The following is a 17,162-nucleotide window of genomic DNA, read 5'->3' on the forward strand; positions in this document are numbered from 1 at the left end:
CCGGTCCTCGGAAGGACGCATCTTGGCAGCTTCCCGCCCTGCGAAGACCAGTCGTACGTCGAGCGCTTTCGCGCCCCGCCGTGTCTCATTCGGCAGGATCACCGAACATCTCGAGGTCCCCAACCTCCTCGCCATCCAGAACGAGTCCTTCGACTGGCTGGTCGGTAACGAGGCTTGGCAGGGCCGGTCGGCTGACGACCCGCACGCACGCTCTGGTCTCGCGGAGATCCTCGACGAGATCAGTCCCATTGAGGACTTCTCCGGCACCATGTCGCTGTCCTTCTCCGCTCCGCGCTTCGACGAGGTCAAGGCCTCCATCGAGGAGTGCAAGGAGAAGGACCTGACCTACTGCGCGCCGCTCTTCGTGACCGCGGAGTTCACCAACAACACCACCGGCGAGATCAAGAGCCAGACGGTGTTCATGGGTGACTTCCCGATGATGACGCCGAAGGGCACCTTCATCATCAACGGCACCGAGCGCGTCGTGGTCAGCCAGCTCGTCCGCTCGCCGGGCGTGTACTTCGACAAGCAGCCGGACAAGACCTCCGACCGCGACCTCTCCAGCGTCAAGGTCATCCCGAGCCGGGGTGCCTGGCTGGAGTTCGACATCGACAAGCGCGACACGGTAGGTGTCCGCATCGACCGTAAGCGCCGGCAGGCCGTCACCGTCCTGCTCAAGGCCATCGGTTGGTCGGCCGAGCAGATCCGCGAGCGGTTCGGCTGGTCCGAGCTGATGATGACCACCCTGGAGAAGGACCACATCGCCGGGGTGGACGAGGCGCTGCTCGACATCTACCGCAAGCTCCGGCCCGGCGAGCCGCCGACCCGGGAGAACGCCCAGACCCTGCTCGACAACCTCTTCTTCAACCCGAAGCGGTACGACGTCGCCAAGGTCGGTCGTTACAAGTTCAACAAGAAGCTCGAACTGAGCGTGCCGATCACCACCGGCATCCTGACCGAGGACGACATCGTCGCCACCGTGGAGTACCTCTGCCGGCTGCACGCCGGTGAGGAGGGCTACGAGGCCGACGACATCGACCACTTCGGCAACCGGCGGCTGCGTACCGTCGGCGAGCTGATCCAGAACCAGGTCCGGGTCGGTCTGTCCCGGATGGAGCGGGTCGTCCGCGAGCGGATGACCACCCAGGACGTCGAGGCGATCACCCCGCAGACCCTGATCAACATCCGCCCGGTGGTGGCGGCGATCAAGGAGTTCTTCGGTACGTCGCAGCTGTCCCAGTTCATGGACCAGACCAACCCGCTGGCGGGGCTCACCCACCGGCGCCGGCTGAGCGCGCTCGGCCCGGGTGGTCTGTCCCGGGAGCGGGCCGGCTTCGAGGTCCGGGACGTGCACCCGTCGCACTACGGCCGGATGTGCCCGATCGAGACGCCGGAAGGCCCGAACATCGGTCTGATCGGCGCGCTGTCGACGTTCGCCCGGGTCAACCCGTTCGGCTTCATCGAGACGCCGTACCGCAAGGTCGTCGACGGCCGGGTCACCGACCAGATCGACTACCTGACCGCGGACGAGGAGGACCGGTTCGTCAAGGCCCAGGCCAACGCGCCGCTCAAGGCCGACGGTACGTTCGCCGAGGACCGGGTCCTGGTCCGTCGTAAGGGTGGCGAGACCGAGGACGTCCCGCCGGCGGCCGTGGACTACATGGACGTGTCGCCGCGGCAGATGACCTCCGTCGCGACCGCGATGATCCCGTTCCTGGAGCACGACGACGCCAACCGGGCCCTGATGGGCGCGAACATGCAGCGTCAGGCTGTGCCGCTGGTCAAGGCCGAGTCCCCGCTGGTCGGTACCGGCATGGAGTACCGGGCCGCGGTCGACGCCGGTGACGTGGTGGTCGCCGAGGTCGGTGGCGTGGTCGAGGACCTCTGCGCCGACTACGTGACCGTGCACCAGGACGACGGCCACCGGCGGACCTACCTGCTGCACAAGTTCCGTCGTTCGAACGCCGGCTCCTGCGTCAACCAGAAGCCGGTGGTCTTCGAGGGGGACCGGGTCGAGGCCGGCCAGGTCATCGCCGACGGTCCGTGCACCGACGAGGGCGAGATGGCGCTCGGGCGTAACCTGCTCGTGGCCTTCATGACCTGGGAGGGGCACAACTACGAGGACGCGATCATCCTGTCGCAGCGCCTCGTGCAGCAGGACGTGCTCACCTCGATCCACATCGAGGAGCACGAGGTCGACGCCCGGGACACCAAGCTCGGCCCGGAGGAGATCACCCGCGACATCCCGAACGTCAGCGAGGAGATGCTCGCCGACCTCGACGAGCGCGGCATCATCCGGATCGGCGCCGAGGTCGTACCCGGTGACATCCTGGTCGGCAAGGTCACGCCCAAGGGTGAGACCGAGCTGACCCCGGAGGAGCGGCTGCTCCGCGCGATCTTCGGTGAGAAGGCGCGTGAGGTCCGGGACACCTCGCTGAAGGTGCCGCACGGTGAGACCGGCACGGTCATCGGCGTGCGTACCTTCTCCCGCGAGGACGGCGACGAGCTGCCGCCGGGGGTCAACGAGCTGGTCCGGGTGTACGTGGCCCAGAAGCGGAAGATCCAGGACGGCGACAAGCTCGCCGGCCGGCACGGCAACAAGGGCGTCATCTCCAAGATCCTGCCGATCGAGGACATGCCGTTCCTGGAGGACGGTACCCCCGTCGACATCGTGCTCAACCCGCTCGGTGTGCCGAGCCGGATGAACATCGGTCAGGTACTGGAGACCCACCTCGGGTGGGTGGCCAAGACCGGCTGGAAGGTCGAGGGCGACGACGCCGAGTGGAAGCGGGCGCTGCGGTCGATCGACGCGGACGAGTCCGAGCCGGACACCAACGTGGCCACCCCGGTCTTCGACGGTGCCCGCGAGGCGGAGATCTCCGGCCTGCTCGCGTCCACCCTGCCCAACCGGGACGGCAAGCAGCTGATCGGGGCGAGCGGTAAGGCGCAGCTCTTCGACGGTCGGTCGGGCGAGCCGCTGCCGGACCCGATCGCGGTCGGTTACATCTACATCCTGAAGCTGAACCACCTGGTCGACGACAAGATCCACGCCCGGTCGACCGGCCCGTACTCGATGATCACCCAGCAGCCGCTCGGTGGTAAGGCGCAGTTCGGTGGCCAGCGGTTCGGCGAGATGGAGTGCTGGGCCATGCAGGCGTACGGCGCTGCGTACGCCCTGCAGGAGCTGCTGACCATCAAGTCCGACGACGTCCTGGGCCGGGTCAAGGTCTACGAGGCGATCGTCAAGGGCGAGAACATTCCCGAGCCGGGCATCCCGGAGTCGTTCAAGGTGCTGCTCAAGGAGCTGCAGTCGCTGTGCCTCAACGTCGAGGTGCTCTCCAGCGACGGCGTGGCCCTGGAGATGCGCGAGACCGACGACGAGGTGTTCCGGGCGGCGGAGGAACTCGGCATCGACCTGTCCCGGCGCGAGCCGAGCAGCGTCGAGGAAGTGTGAGGTTGCGGGTTGGGGGCCGGGTGACCGCCCGGCGCGGTCACGCTTGATCCCCTCGCCGGTCACCCGGCCCCCGACCCCACTCAGTAGCTAGCAATACAGACGACGACATAGGGGACACTTAACGTGCTCGACGTCAACTTCTTCGACGAGCTGCGCATTGGTCTCGCCACCGCCGACGACATCCGTCAGTGGTCGCACGGCGAGGTCAAGAAGCCTGAGACGATCAACTACCGCACCCTGAAGCCGGAAAAGGACGGGCTCTTCTGCGAGAAGATCTTCGGTCCGCAGCGGGACTGGGAGTGCTACTGCGGCAAGTACAAGCGGGTCCGGTTCAAGGGCATCATCTGTGAGCGCTGCGGCGTCGAGGTGACCCGGTCGAAGGTCCGTCGTGAGCGGATGGGCCACATCGAGCTGGCCGCGCCGGTCACCCACATCTGGTACTTCAAGGGTGTGCCGAGCCGGCTGGGCTACCTGCTCGACCTGGCGCCCAAGGACCTTGAGAAGATCATCTACTTCGCCTCGTACGTGATCACGAGCGTGGACGCCGAGTCGCGGCACCGCGACCTGTCGACCATCGAGAACGAGATCCTCGCCGAGAAGCGCCAGGCGGAGAACAGCCGGGACTCGGAGATCGAGAAGCGGGCCGCCAAGCTGGAGGCCGACCTGGCCGAGCTGGAGGCCGAGGGTGCCAAGGCCGACGTGCGCCGCAAGGTCAAAGAGGGCGGCGAGCGCGAGATGCGCCAGATCCGCGACCGGGCGCAGCGCGAGATCGACCGGCTGGACGAGGTCCTCGACACCTTCCGCAAGCTGGACGCCAAGCAGCTGGTCACCGACGAGCTGCTCTACCGTGAGCTGCGGGACCGGTTCGGCGAGTACTTCACCGGTGGCATGGGCGCCGAGGCCATCAAGGCCCTGGTCCAGAACATGGACCTGGACGCCGAGGCGGAGAACCTCCGCGAGATCATCCGCAGCGGCAAGGGACAGCGCAAGATCCGTGCCCTCAAGCGGCTGAAGGTCGTCGCGGCGTTCCTCAACACCCGCAACTCGCCGCTCGGCATGGTGCTGGACTGCGTACCGGTCATCCCGCCGGACCTGCGTCCGATGGTGCAGCTCGACGGTGGCCGCTTCGCGACCTCCGACCTGAACGACCTGTACCGCCGGGTGATCAACCGGAACAACCGGCTCAAGCGGCTGATCGACCTCGGTGCCCCCGAGATCATCGTCAACAACGAGAAGCGGATGCTCCAGGAGGCCGTCGACGCGCTGTTCGACAACGGCCGCCGGGGCCGGCCGGTCACCGGTCCGGGTAACCGCCCGCTCAAGTCGCTCTCCGACATGCTCAAGGGCAAGCAGGGCCGGTTCCGGCAGAACCTGCTCGGCAAGCGCGTCGACTACTCCGGCCGTTCGGTCATCGTGGTCGGCCCGCAGCTCAAGCTGCACCAGTGCGGCCTGCCGAAGCAGATGGCGCTGGAGCTGTTCAAGCCGTTCGTGATGAAGCGGCTGGTCGACCTCAACCACGCGCAGAACATCAAGTCCGCCAAGCGGATGGTCGAGCGGCAGCGGCCGGTCGTGTGGGACGTGCTGGAAGAGGTCATCGGCGAGCACCCGGTCCTGCTGAACCGGGCGCCGACCCTGCACCGGCTGGGTATCCAGGCGTTCGAGCCGCAGCTGGTCGAGGGCAAGGCCATCCAGATCCACCCGCTGGTCTGCACCGCGTTCAACGCGGACTTCGACGGTGACCAGATGGCGGTGCACGTGCCGCTGTCGGCCGAGGCCCAGGCCGAGGCGCGGATCCTGATGCTGTCGTCGAACAACATCCTCAAGCCGGCCGACGGCAAGCCGGTCACCATGCCCACCCAGGACATGGTCATCGGTCTCTACCACCTCACCCACCTCACCAAGGGCGAGCGGGGCGAGGGCCGGGCGTTCAGCTCGGACGCCGAGGCACGGATGGCGTTCGACAACGGTGAGCTGCACCTCCAGGCGCCGGTCAAGATCCGGCTCAAGGGCCTGGTCGGGGTGGACAACGGCGCGGGCGCCGAGCCGTGGACCGCACCGGAGGGCTGGACCGAGGGCGAGCCGCTGACCGTCGAGACGACGCTCGGCCGGGTGCTGTTCAACGAGACGCTGCCGCAGGGCTACCGCTTCGTGAACTACGAGATCCGTAAGGGTCAGCTCTCGGCGATCGTCAACGACCTCGCCGAGCGGTTCCCGAAGGTGGCGCTGGCCGCGACCCTGGACGGGCTCAAGGAGGCCGGTTTCCACTGGGCCACCTGGTCCGGCGTGACGATCGGCATGGAGGACGTCATCGCGCCCCCGCGCAAGCGGGAGATCCTGGAGCGGTACGAGAAGGAAGCCGACCGGATCGACAAGCAGTACCAGCGTGGTCTGATGACCGCCGAGGAGCGCCGCGGCGAGCTCATCGAGATCTGGACCAAGGCGACCAACGAGGTCGCCAAGGAGATGGACACCGCGCTGCCGCAGGAGAACCCGCTGTGGAAGATGATCAACTCGGGTGCCCGCGGTAACCTGCTCCAGCTCCGTCAGATCGCCGCGATCCGTGGTCTGGTGGCCAACCCGAAGGGTGAGATCATCCCGCGGCCCATCAAGGCCAGCTACCGGGAGGGTCTCTCCGTACTGGAGTACTTCATCTCCACGCACGGTGCCCGTAAGGGTCTGGCCGACACCGCGCTGCGTACCGCCGACTCGGGTTACCTGACCCGTCGTCTGGTCGACGTCTCGCAGGACGTGATCATCCGCGAGGAGGACTGCGGCACCGACCGGGCCATCACCATGCAGGTCGGTGAGCGGCTCGACGGCCGGCTGGTCGTCCACGAGCACGCCGAGACCGGGGTACACGCCCGGACCCTGGCCGACGACATCAAGGGCCCGGACGGGTCGGTCGTCGCCGAGCGGGGCGCCGACCTCAACTCGATCCTGGTCGACCGGATCGTCGCCGCCGGGGTGGACACGGTGCGGGTCCGCAGCGTGCTCACCTGCGAGTCGAAGCTGGGCGTCTGCGGTGCGTGCTACGGCCGCTCGCTGCCGACCGGCAAGACCGTGGACGTCGGCGAGGCGGTCGGCATCATCGCGGCCCAGTCCATCGGTGAGCCGGGTACGCAGCTGACGATGCGTACCTTCCACACCGGTGGTGTCGCCGGTGAGGACATCACCCAGGGTCTGCCCCGTGTCCAGGAAATCTTCGAGGCCCGGGTACCGAAGGGCAAGGCGCCGATCGCCGACACCCCCGGCCGGATCCGGATCGAGGACGGCGAGCGGTCGCGGAAGATCATCGTGGTGCCGGACGACGGCAGCGACGAGATCGTCTACGACAAGATCTCCAAGCGGGTCCGGCTGCGGGCCCACGATGGCGATCACGTCGAGGTCGGCGAGAAGCTCACCGAGGGCACCATCGACCCGCACGAGCTGCTCCGCATCCTCGGCCCGCGGGCGGTCCAGGTCCACCTGACCCAGGAGGTCCAGGAGGTCTACCGCTCGCAGGGTGTGCTCATCCACGACAAGCACATCGAGATCATCATCCGCCAGATGCTCAAGCGGGTGACGGTCATCGACTCCGGCTCGACCGAGTTCCTGCCGGGCGTGCTGGTCGACCGGGCGCTCTTCGAGTCGGAGAACCGCCGACTGGTGAGCGAGGGCGGCGAGCCCGCCGCCGGACGTCCGGTGCTGATGGGTATCACCAAGGCGTCGCTGGCCACCGACTCGTGGCTGTCGGCGGCCTCCTTCCAGGAGACCACCCGGGTGCTGACGGACGCGGCGATCCACGCCCGCAGCGACTCGCTGATCGGCCTGAAGGAGAACGTCATCATCGGTAAGCTCATCCCGGCCGGTACCGGCATCAGCAAGTACCGCAACGTCCGGGTCGAGCCCACCGAGGAGGCGAAGGCCAAGGTGTACTCGATGACCGGTTACCCGGAGAGCGACTACGGCTTCGGCCCGGCCAGTGGCCAGGCCGTTCCGCTGGACGACTTCGACTTCGGGTCGTACCGCTAGTCAGCAGCGCCGACGGGCGCCCCGGGTGTCGATCCGCTCGACACCCGGGGCGCCCGTCGCCTTTGTAGGCTTACCCGGTGCAGATGATGCCGCTGGTGCCGCCCGGTTCGCCCCTGCGGGACCCGCTGGACCCGGATCCGGTCCGTTCCACCAAGGCGCGGGCCGTGTTCGCCCTCGGTCTGGTGGCGGCACTGACCGGGCTCTTCGTCGCAGGGCTGGTACCGGCGACGGTCGGGCTCTGGCTGGCCCGGCAGGCGCGCCGTGAGGCGTACGCGTCGGGGGGTTTCCTCACCGGGGCGGCCTGGCTGCGGCGCGGTGAGCGGCTGGCCTGGACGGGCGTCACGCTGGCCGCCACCACGGTGGTGGCGGCACTGGTGGTCGGTCTGCTGCGGTACGTCGGCACACCGGTCGGTCAGGACTTCGCGCCCACGGTCGACTAGCTCACCGTCGGTGCGGCTGGGCGTGCCCGGCGGCGGTAGCCTGGCCTGAGATCCGTTGCGTCACCGTGGCGGGGATCCGTGCTCTCAGAGGGGATGTCGTGGCGGAAGAGGTCCGGGCGGCCGATGGTGCCCAGGAGACGCCGCAGGCGTCCGGTCCGGCCGGAGACGCGCCCAGCGAGTGGGCGAGGCCGGCTCCTGCCGGAGCAGCTTCCCCGCCGGAGGCGGCACAGGCGCCCGCCCTGCCGCAGGAGGCTGCCGTGCCCCAATCGCCCTCAGCGCCACAGGCGCCCTCAGCGCCACAAGTGGCCGCTGTGCCGCACGAACATGTCTTTGCCCATGGGCCAGGCGCTCCCGCCGGGCCCGGTGTGCCGCAGGCAGCCGGGTTCCGGGGACCGGTGGCGGCGCCACCTCCACCACCCCGGGATGCCCGGCCGGCCCCGGGCCGGGTGACGCCGGTCGAGGGCACGCCCTTCGGCCTGGTGCAGCTGGAGGTTGCGCCGGTGACCTCGGGTCTGGCGATCGGGGCGCTCGTCGCCGGCGTGGTCTCGATCCTGGTGGCCCTGCTGGTGGGGTGTTTCGGCCTGCTGGGCGCCCAGGACGGCTGGGGCGCCTGGGCGGGGGGAGCCTTCGCTCTGCTCGGCGTCCTGGCCGGGCTGGCCGGCATGGTGTCCGGCCTGCTGGGGCGCCGGCAGACCCGTCGGGCCGCGGCCCCGCCGGCGGTGCGGTTCACCGGGCGCGGTCTCGCCATCGCCGGTATCGTCTGTGGCGCGGTGGGGCTGGTGCTCACCGTGCTCAGTCTCGGACTCGCCCTTCTGCTCCAGATCGGCTGACCTCCGCCGGTTACCGGGGTAGCTGTCGGCTTACCCGGGGCCGCCGGCCGGGGGCCCCGGTCGGGCGTTACAATGGGCTACTGGAGTTGCTCATCATCGACGTGCGGGTTCATCGCTGGGCGATCGGCACGGGAAAATCCGACGGGGGAGCCGGTCGGCTTTTCCCACCACCCCGTTTTGACCCGCGCGACTGTGGTAGGTACTCTTTTCCCTCGTGCCCGGGCTAGCCCGGGCAACTCGTGCGTGCGCTCGTCGCGGTGTCAGGCGACTGAGGGTTATCACGACAAAGTCGAAGAACAGGGCACGCGGCTCCACGCGCGTGCCGAGAGATAGCCGGTACGCGGGCGCGAGTCCGAGCCGGAACCGTGACTCGGGCGACACGCCCGACCGCGGGTGCCGGGACCCCGTCCGGGGGCCCTGGCCGGAATGTAGGAGAGCCGTCCATGAGGGCGGTTACGGCAGACGGCGCGGCCGCCCATTGGCGGTCGAAGGGAGCGGAGAAACCCGGTGCCCACGATCCAGCAGCTGGTCCGAAAGGGCCGCCAGGCGAAGACGAGTAAGACCAAGACGCCGGCGCTGAAGGGGAGTCCTCAGCGGCGCGGCGTGTGCACGCGTGTGTACACCACCACTCCGAAGAAGCCGAACTCGGCGCTGCGCAAGGTCGCTCGTGTCAAGCTCAGCAGCCAGATCGAGGTGACGGCGTACATCCCCGGCGTCGGCCACAACCTCCAGGAGCACTCCATCGTGCTCGTGCGTGGTGGTCGGGTCAAGGACCTCCCGGGCGTGCGTTACAAGATCGTCCGCGGTTCGCTGGACACCCAGGGTGTCCGCAACCGCAAGCAGGCGCGCAGCCGTTACGGCGCGAAGAAGGAGAAGAGCTGACATGCCGCGCAAGGGACCCGCTCCGCGTCGGCCGCTGGCCGCTGACCCGGTATACAACTCCCCGCTGGTCACCCAGCTGGTGAACAAGATCCTGCTGCGCGGCAAGCGGCAGCTCGCCGAGCGCATCGTCTACGGCGCCCTGGAGGGCTGCCGGGAGAAGTCGGGCACCGACCCGGTCGTCACCCTCAAGCGGGCGATGGACAACGTCAAGCCCACCCTCGAGGTCCGCAGCCGCCGGGTCGGTGGCGCGACCTACCAGGTGCCGGTCGAGGTCCGTCCCGCCCGGGCCACCACGCTCGGTCTGCGCTGGCTGGTGACCTACTCCAAGGCCCGCCGTGAGAAGACCATGGTCGAGCGGCTGATGAACGAGCTGCTCGACGCCAGCAACGGTCTGGGTGCCGCCGTCAAGCGGCGCGAGGACACCCACAAGATGGCCGAGTCGAACAAGGCCTTCGCGCACTACCGCTGGTAAGACACCGGTCCCGGGTGCCGCGCGCGGCACCCGGGACCACCACCAGGTGAGTCGAGACGACGATAAGTAGGGATTGAAGTGGCCGCCGCAGACGCGCTCGCCAACGTACGCAACATCGGCATCATGGCGCACATCGATGCTGGTAAGACCACGACCACCGAGCGGATCCTGTTCTACACCGGCATCACGTACAAGATCGGTGAGGTCCACGAGGGCGCTGCCGTCATGGACTGGATGGAGCAGGAGCAGGAGCGGGGGATCACCATCACCTCCGCCGCCACCAAGTGTGAGTGGAAGGGCCACACGATCCAGATCATCGACACGCCCGGCCACGTCGACTTCACGGTCGAGGTCGAGCGGTCGCTGCGGGTCCTGGACGGTGCGGTCGCGGTCTACGACGGTGTCGCCGGTGTGGAGCCCCAGACGGAGAACGTCTGGCGTCAGGCCGACAAGTACAACGTGCCCCGGATGTGCTTCGTCAACAAGCTCGACCGGACCGGTGCCGACTTCTTCCGCTGCGTGCAGATGATGATCGACCGGCTCAAGGCCACCCCGCTGGTGCTCCAGGTGCCGATCGGTGCCGAGGCGGACTTCATCGGCGTGGTCGACCTCGTCCAGATGCGGGCGCTCACCTGGCGTGGCGAGACCCAGAAGGGTGAGGACTACGCGGTCGAGGAGATCCCGGCCGACCTGGTCGACACCGCGAACGAGTGGCGCGAGAAGCTGCTGGAGACCCTCGCCGACGTCGACGACGCCATCATGGAGAAGTACCTCGAGGGTGAGGAACTCTCCGTCGAGGAGATCCACGCCGCCATCCGGCGGGCGACGATCGCGGGCAAGGCCAACCCGGTGCTGACCGGTACCGCCTTCAAGAACAAGGGCATCCAGCCGATGCTCGACGCGGTCGTGGCCTACCTGCCGTCGCCGCTGGACATCCCGGCCATCGAGGGCACCGCGACCGACGGCGAGACGCCGATGCAGCGGAAGCCGTCGAAGAACGAGCCCTTCTCGGCGCTGGCCTTCAAGATCCAGACCGACAAGCACCTCGGCAAGCTCACCTACGTCCGGGTGTACTCCGGCACGATCGAGTCCGGCGCCCAGGTGGTGAACTCCACCAAGGACCGCAAGGAGCGGATCGGCAAGATCTACCAGATGCACGCCAACAAGCGGGAAGAGCGCAGCTCGGCCCAGGCTGGCGACATCATCGCGGTGCAGGGTCTCAAGCAGACCACCACCGGCGACACGCTCTGCGACCCGGCGAACCCGGTCATCCTGGAGTCGATGACGTTCCCGGAGCCGGTCATCGAGGTCGCCATCGAGCCGAAGACCAAGGCCGACCAGGAGAAGCTCAGCACCGCCATCCAGCGGCTGGCCGAGGAGGACCCGACCTTCCGCGTCAAGAACGACGAGGAGACCGGGCAGACGGTCATCGCCGGCATGGGCGAGCTGCACCTGGACATCCTGGTCGACCGGATGCGCCGCGAGTTCAACGTCGAGGCGAACATCGGCAAGCCGCAGGTGGCGTACCGCGAGACCATCCGCCGCAAGGTGGAGAAGGTCGAGTACACCCACAAGAAGCAGACCGGTGGTTCCGGCCAGTACGCCCGGGTGATCATCAGCCTGGAGCCGCTGCCGCTGGAGAACGACGCCCCGACCTACGAGTTCGTCAACGCCGTCACCGGTGGTCGTATCCCCAAGGAGTTCATCCCCTCGGTGGACGCCGGTGCCCAGGACTCCATGCAGTACGGCATCCTGGCCGGCTTCCCGCTGGTCGGTGTCAAGCTGACCCTGGTGGACGGCCAGTACCACGAGGTCGACTCGTCGGAAATGGCGTTCAAGATCGCTGGCTCGATGGCGATGAAGGAGGCGGCCCGCAAGGCCGACCCCGCGCTGCTCGAGCCGATGATGTCGGTCGAGGTCACCACTCCTGAGGAGAACATGGGTGACGTGATCGGCGACCTCAACTCCCGCCGTGGCATCATCCAGGCGATGGAGGAGCGCGGCGGTGCCCGCGTCGTCCGCGCCCTGGTGCCGTTGTCGGAGATGTTCGGCTACGTCGGCGACCTGCGGTCGAAGACCCAGGGCCGGGCTAGCTACAGCATGCAGTTCGACTCCTACGCCGAGGTTCCGCAGAACGTGGCGAAGGAGATCATCGCGAAGGCCACGGGCGAGTAGTTCCCGAGCCGGACGATCCGTGTCGGCCCCGGGCGGGTCCACCCACCCGAGGCCGACGCGGTCGGACCGCATGAAGACCGGGCCTGTAGGCTTCACCGCCGCAAGACCCACAAGCTTCCCGGTCGCGAGACCGGAAAGGCTGTCGACAGAGTCCTAAGCGCTCAAGTGGCGCGCCGGGCGTACGAACCAAGAAGTCCACAGGAGGACACCAGTGGCGAAGGCGAAGTTCGAGCGGACTAAGCCGCACGTCAACATCGGCACCATTGGTCACATCGACCACGGTAAGACGACGCTGACGGCGGCCATCACCAAGGTCCTGCACGACCAGTTCCCGGACCTCAACCCGTACACGCCGTTCGACGAGATCGACAAGGCGCCGGAGGAGAAGGCCCGCGGCATCACGATCTCGATCGCGCACGTCGAGTACCAGACCGAGGCGCGGCACTACGCGCACGTGGACTGCCCCGGTCACGCCGACTACATCAAGAACATGATCACCGGTGCCGCGCAGATGGACGGCGCGATCCTGGTGGTGGCGGCGACCGACGGCCCGATGCCGCAGACCCGCGAGCACGTGCTGCTGGCCCGTCAGGTCGGCGTGCCGTACATCGTCGTGGCGCTCAACAAGAGCGACATGGTCGACGACGAGGAGCTGCTGGAGCTCGTCGAGCTCGAGGTCCGCGAGCTGCTCTCGAACCAGGACTACCCGGGTGACGACCTGCCGGTCGTCCGGGTCTCGGCGCTGAAGGCCCTCGAGGGTGACCCCGAGTGGACCCAGAAGCTGCTGGACCTGATGACCGCGGTCGACACCGCGATCCCGCAGCCGGAGCGGGAGACCGAGAAGCCGTTCCTGATGCCGATCGAGGACGTCTTCACGATCACCGGTCGTGGCACCGTCGTCACCGGTCGCGCTGAGCGCGGCGTGCTCAAGCCGAACGAGGAGGTGGAGATCGTCGGCATCCGCGAGAAGTCGATGAAGACCACCTGCACCGGTATCGAGATGTTCCGCAAGCTGCTCGACGAGGCCCGCGCGGGTGAGAACGTCGGTCTGCTGCTGCGGGGCATCAAGCGCGAGGACGTCGAGCGCGGCATGGTGGTCGTCAAGCCGGGCACCACGACCCCGCACACCGAGTTCGAGGCGACCGTCTACATCCTCTCCAAGGAGGAAGGTGGCCGGCACACCCCGTTCTTCCAGAACTACCGTCCGCAGTTCTACTTCCGGACCACGGACGTCACCGGCGTCGTCACGCTGCCCGAGGGCACCGAGATGGTCATGCCGGGCGACAACACCACGATGACCGTGAAGCTCATCCAGCCCATCGCGATGGAGGAAAACCTCAAGTTCGCGATCCGCGAGGGTGGTCGTACGGTTGGCGCGGGGTTCGTCACCAAGATCATCAAGTGAACTAGGTAACCCCGATTAGCGTCGCTGTTCTGCGTACGGCATACTAGTCAGGTTGCGTAACGACAGTCCGTCGTTCGGTGGTCGGCCAGTCCGGACACCAGCAACGAAGACCGTCGCGTGCGGGGTGGTTGACTACTCCAATGGTCAACCACCCCCGCACGGCGTCCAGGTCGCGGTGACGCGATCGGCGCCTTGACCCTCCGCGTGGTCGGTGAAGCTCCGGATACCCGGGGCGGAGTCTGACCCCAGGGCGCGACACGCCCGACCGCGGGGGTCGGCGAAGTGGGCCTGTGCCAGCCGGTGCAGGCGCCCGCAACACAGCGGCATCGAGAGAAGGAACAGAAGCCACCATGGCGGGACAGAAGATCCGCATCCGGCTCAAGGCCTACGACCACGAGGTCGTCGACTCCTCGGCGCGGAAGATCGTCGAGACGGTGACGCGCACCGGGGCGCAGGTCGCAGGCCCGGTGCCGCTGCCCACGGAGATCAACCGTTTCTGCGTGATCCGTTCGCCGCACAAGTACAAGGACTCGCGCGAGCACTTCGAGATGCGCACGCACAAGCGTCTGATCGACATCATCGACCCGACCCCGAAGACGGTCGACTCGCTCATGCGCCTCGACCTGCCGGCTGGCGTCGACATCGAGATCAAGCTGTAGGGACCGGACTAATGGACAGGCAAGTTAAGGGGATCCTGGGCGCCAAGCTCGGCATGACCCAGGTCTGGGACAACAACAAGGTTGTCCCGGTGACCGTGGTGCAGGCCGGCCCGTGTGTCGTGACCCAGGTTCGTAGCGCCGACAAGGACGGTTACTCGGCGGTCCAGCTGGCGTACGGCGCGATTGACCCGCGCAAGGTCAAGAAGCCGGTGAGCGGCCACTACGCGAAGGCCGAGGTGGCGCCGCGGCGGCACATCGTCGAGCTGCGCACCACCGACGCCGGCGAGTACTCGCTCGGCCAGGAGGTCACCGTCGAGCAGTTCGCCCCGGGTGCCACGGTCGACGTGACCGGCAAGACCAAGGGCAAGGGCTTCGCCGGTGTCATGAAGCGGCACGGCTTCCACGGCCTGCGCGCGAGCCACGGTGTCGAGCGCAAGCACCGCTCGCCGGGCTCGATCGGCGCCTGCGCGACCCCGGGTCGCGTCTTCAAGGGTGTCCGGATGGCCGGTCGGATGGGTGGCGTCCGCTACACCGTGCAGAACCTGACCGTCCAGGCGGTCGACACCGAGAACAACCTGCTCCTGGTCCGGGGTGCCATCCCCGGTCCGAAGGGCGCGCTGGTGCTGGTCCGCTCCGCGGCCAAGACCAAGGCGAAGAAGGGTGGGGCCAAGTGACCACCGTTGACCTGCACAACGTCGAGGGCGCGAAGGCCGGCTCGGTCGAGCTGCCCGCGGACATCTTCGACGTCCAGGCGAACATCTCCCTGATGCACCAGGTCGTGGTTGCCCAGCTCGCGGCTGCCCGGCAGGGCACGCACAAGGCCAAGACCCGCGGTGAGGTCTCCGGCGGCGGCAAGAAGCCGTACAAGCAGAAGGGCACCGGTCGCGCCCGGCAGGGTTCGACCCGCGCTCCGCAGTTCGCCGGCGGTGGCGTCGTGCACGGCCCCGTGCCGCGCAACTACGCCCAGCGGACCCCGAAGAAGATGAAGGCCGCCGCCCTGCGCGGTGCCCTCTCGGACCGGGCCCGCGCGGGTCAGGTGCACGTCGTCGAGGCGTTCGTCTCCGGCGAGAAGCCGTCGACCAAGGCCGCTCTGGCCACGCTGGCGAAGCTGACCGAGGCGCGGCGCGTCCTGGTCGTGCTGAGCAGCACCGACGAGCTCAACTGGGTGTCGCTGCGCAACGAGCCGCGGGTGCACCTGATCGAGGCCGGCCAGCTCAACACGTACGACGTGCTGGTGGCCGACGACGTGGTCTTCACCAAGGAGGCCCTGGACGAGTTCCTGGGCGTACCGGCCGAGACCACCGAGGAGGGTGGCAAGTGAGCACGATCGCCGACCCGCGCGACATCATCTTTGCGCCGGTCATCTCGGAGAAGAGCTACAGCGAGCTCAACCGAAACTGGTACACCTTCCTGGTGCACCCGGACGCCAACAAGACGCAGATCAAGATCGCGATTCAGCAGATCTTCGACGTCCGCGTCCTGACGGTGAACACGCTCAACCGCGAAGGCAAGCGCAAGCGGACCAAGACCGGTTACGGCCAGCGCAAGGCGACCAAGCGGGCGATCGTGAAGCTGGCTGACGGTGACCGCATCGAGGCCTTCGGCGGCCCGGTCAGCTGAGGGGTGTAGACAATGGCTATCCGTAAGTACAAGCCGACGACGCCGGGCCGGCGTGGCTCCAGCGTCGCCGACTTCGCTGAGATCACCCGGTCGACTCCGGAGAAGTCGCTGCTGGCTCCGCTGCCGAAGAAGGGCGGACGCAACGCCCACGGCCGGATCACCACGCGGCACCACGGTGGCGGGCACAAGCGGCAGTACCGTCTGATCGACTTCAAGCGGGTCGACAAGGACGGCGTGCCGGCGAAGGTCGCGCACATCGAGTACGACCCGAACCGCACCGCGCGGATCGCGCTGCTGCACTACGCCGACGGCGAGAAGCGGTACATCATCGCGCCGAAGGACCTGAAGCAGGGCGACGCCGTCGAGTCCGGTCCGGGCGCCGACATCAAGCCGGGCAACAACCTGCCGCTGCGTAACATCCCGGTCGGTAGCAGCATCCACTGCGTGGAGCTGCGTCCGGGTGGTGGCGCCAAGCTGGCCCGTTCGGCCGGTGTCGGCATCCAGCTGCTGGGCCGGGAAGGTGCCTACGCCACGCTGCGGATGCCCTCCGGTGAGATCCGGCGGGTGGACGTCCGTTGCCGGGCGACCATCGGTGAGATCGGCAACGCCGACCAGTCGAACATCAACTGGGGCAAGGCCGGCCGGATGCGGTGGAAGGGCAAGCGCCCGACCGTCCGTGGTGTCGCCATGAACCCGGTCGACCACCCGCACGGTGGTGGTGAGGGTAAGACCTCCGGCGGTCGCCACCCGGTCAACCCGCAGGGTAAGCCCGAGGGCCGCACCCGTCGTAAGGGCCAGCCGAGCGACCGGCTGATCGTCCGCCGCCGCTACGCCACCCGCAAGCGCGGCTAACAGGAGAGCTGACAGATGCCTCGCAGCCTGAAGAAGGGCCCGTTCATCGACGACCACCTGCTCAAGAAGGTGGAGACGCAGAACGAAAAGGGCTCGAAGAACGTCATCAAGACCTGGTCGCGGCGCTCGACGATCATCCCCGAGATGCTGGGGCACACGATCGCCGTGCACGACGGGCGCAAGCACGTCCCGGTGTTCGTCACCGAGGCGATGGTCGGGCACAAGCTCGGCGAGTTCGCGCTGACCCGCACGTTCAAGGGTCACGAGAAGGACGACCGGAAGAGCCGCCGCCGCTAAGGCCGACTCATGTTCGGTCCACCGTTCGGCGGACCGCACTGCCAGACGATGCCGACCGGACATTG

General features: G+C 67.9%; 14 protein-coding genes. All 14 read left to right on the forward strand.

The genetic code is table 11. The features are described 5' to 3' along the window. The first annotated feature begins 22 nt into the window (after positions 1-22). The 14 genes from rpoB (at position 23) to rpsS (ending at position 17,097) form a co-directional block, all read left to right on the forward strand. Positions 23-3,454 carry a DNA-directed RNA polymerase subunit beta gene (rpoB, locus tag GSF22_RS01440; RefSeq protein ID WP_208810872.1) on the forward strand — a complete coding sequence of 1,144 codons (3,432 nt, stop codon included), beginning with the start codon at positions 23-25 and terminating at the stop codon, positions 3,452-3,454. A 123-nt stretch (positions 3,455-3,577) separates the two neighbouring features. Continuing rightward, a complete protein-coding gene (locus GSF22_RS01445; protein WP_208810873.1) occupies positions 3,578-7,465 on the forward strand; it encodes a DNA-directed RNA polymerase subunit beta' in 3,888 nt (1,295 codons plus the stop codon). 83 nt (positions 7,466-7,548) lie between these two features. Next, entirely contained in the window at positions 7,549-7,905 is a 357-nt protein-coding gene (locus GSF22_RS01450) for a hypothetical protein (RefSeq protein ID WP_208810908.1), read from the forward strand. Positions 7,906-8,405: 500 nt separating this feature from the next. Next, a complete protein-coding gene (locus GSF22_RS01455; RefSeq protein WP_307803671.1) occupies positions 8,406-8,735 on the forward strand; it encodes a hypothetical protein in 330 nt (109 codons plus the stop codon). A gap of 507 nt (positions 8,736-9,242) precedes the next feature. Continuing rightward, the gene (rpsL, locus tag GSF22_RS01460; RefSeq protein WP_014440718.1) at positions 9,243-9,617 is read left to right on the forward strand and encodes a 30S ribosomal protein S12; all 375 of its coding nucleotides are present in this window, start codon (positions 9,243-9,245) and stop codon (positions 9,615-9,617) included. Between the two features lies 1 nt (position 9,618). Beyond that, positions 9,619-10,089: a 30S ribosomal protein S7 gene (gene rpsG, locus GSF22_RS01465; protein WP_208810875.1), complete on the forward strand. Its 471-nt coding sequence runs from the start codon at positions 9,619-9,621 to the stop codon at positions 10,087-10,089. Between the two features lie 78 nt (positions 10,090-10,167). After that, positions 10,168-12,264 carry an elongation factor G gene (gene fusA / locus GSF22_RS01470; RefSeq protein WP_208810876.1) on the forward strand — a complete coding sequence of 699 codons (2,097 nt, stop codon included), beginning with the start codon at positions 10,168-10,170 and terminating at the stop codon, positions 12,262-12,264. 211 nt (positions 12,265-12,475) lie between these two features. Beyond that, the gene (tuf, locus tag GSF22_RS01475; RefSeq protein WP_208810877.1) at positions 12,476-13,669 is read left to right on the forward strand and encodes an elongation factor Tu; all 1,194 of its coding nucleotides are present in this window, start codon (positions 12,476-12,478) and stop codon (positions 13,667-13,669) included. A 350-nt stretch (positions 13,670-14,019) separates the two neighbouring features. Continuing rightward, on the forward strand, positions 14,020-14,328 hold the full coding sequence (gene rpsJ, locus GSF22_RS01480; RefSeq protein ID WP_007073037.1) for a 30S ribosomal protein S10: 309 nt from the start codon (positions 14,020-14,022) through the stop codon (positions 14,326-14,328). A gap of 11 nt (positions 14,329-14,339) precedes the next feature. Beyond that, the gene (gene rplC / locus GSF22_RS01485; RefSeq protein WP_208810878.1) at positions 14,340-15,002 is read left to right on the forward strand and encodes a 50S ribosomal protein L3; all 663 of its coding nucleotides are present in this window, start codon (positions 14,340-14,342) and stop codon (positions 15,000-15,002) included. Beyond that, positions 14,999-15,649, forward strand: coding sequence for a 50S ribosomal protein L4 (gene rplD / locus GSF22_RS01490; RefSeq protein ID WP_208810879.1), 651 nt, complete (start codon positions 14,999-15,001; stop codon positions 15,647-15,649). Before rplC ends, rplD begins: the two co-directional genes overlap by 4 nt. Continuing rightward, positions 15,646-15,948, forward strand: coding sequence for a 50S ribosomal protein L23 (rplW, locus tag GSF22_RS01495; RefSeq protein ID WP_208810880.1), 303 nt, complete (start codon positions 15,646-15,648; stop codon positions 15,946-15,948). The genes rplD and rplW overlap by 4 nt, the downstream gene beginning before the upstream one ends. A 12-nt stretch (positions 15,949-15,960) precedes the next feature. Further along, a complete protein-coding gene (rplB, locus tag GSF22_RS01500; protein WP_208810881.1) occupies positions 15,961-16,800 on the forward strand; it encodes a 50S ribosomal protein L2 in 840 nt (279 codons plus the stop codon). Between the two features lie 15 nt (positions 16,801-16,815). After that, positions 16,816-17,097 carry a 30S ribosomal protein S19 gene (rpsS, locus tag GSF22_RS01505; protein WP_013735950.1) on the forward strand — a complete coding sequence of 94 codons (282 nt, stop codon included), beginning with the start codon at positions 16,816-16,818 and terminating at the stop codon, positions 17,095-17,097. Positions 17,098-17,162: the final 65 nt, after the last annotated feature.

The sequence above is a fragment of the Micromonospora echinofusca genome, from assembly GCF_017614955.1.
GTDB lineage: Bacteria > Actinomycetota > Actinomycetes > Mycobacteriales > Micromonosporaceae > Micromonospora > Micromonospora echinofusca_A.

Coding starts and splice junctions, on each gene's coding strand:
- GSF22_RS01450 (WP_208810908.1), top strand. CDS start 7,549: ATGATGCCGCTGGTGCCGCCCGGTTCGCCCCTGCGGGACCCGCTGGAC.
- rplB (WP_208810881.1), top strand. CDS start 15,961: ATGGCTATCCGTAAGTACAAGCCGACGACGCCGGGCCGGCGTGGCTCC.
- rplC (WP_208810878.1), top strand. CDS start 14,340: ATGGACAGGCAAGTTAAGGGGATCCTGGGCGCCAAGCTCGGCATGACC.
- rpsJ (WP_007073037.1), top strand. CDS start 14,020: ATGGCGGGACAGAAGATCCGCATCCGGCTCAAGGCCTACGACCACGAG.
- rpsG (WP_208810875.1), top strand. CDS start 9,619: ATGCCGCGCAAGGGACCCGCTCCGCGTCGGCCGCTGGCCGCTGACCCG.
- rpsS (WP_013735950.1), top strand. CDS start 16,816: ATGCCTCGCAGCCTGAAGAAGGGCCCGTTCATCGACGACCACCTGCTC.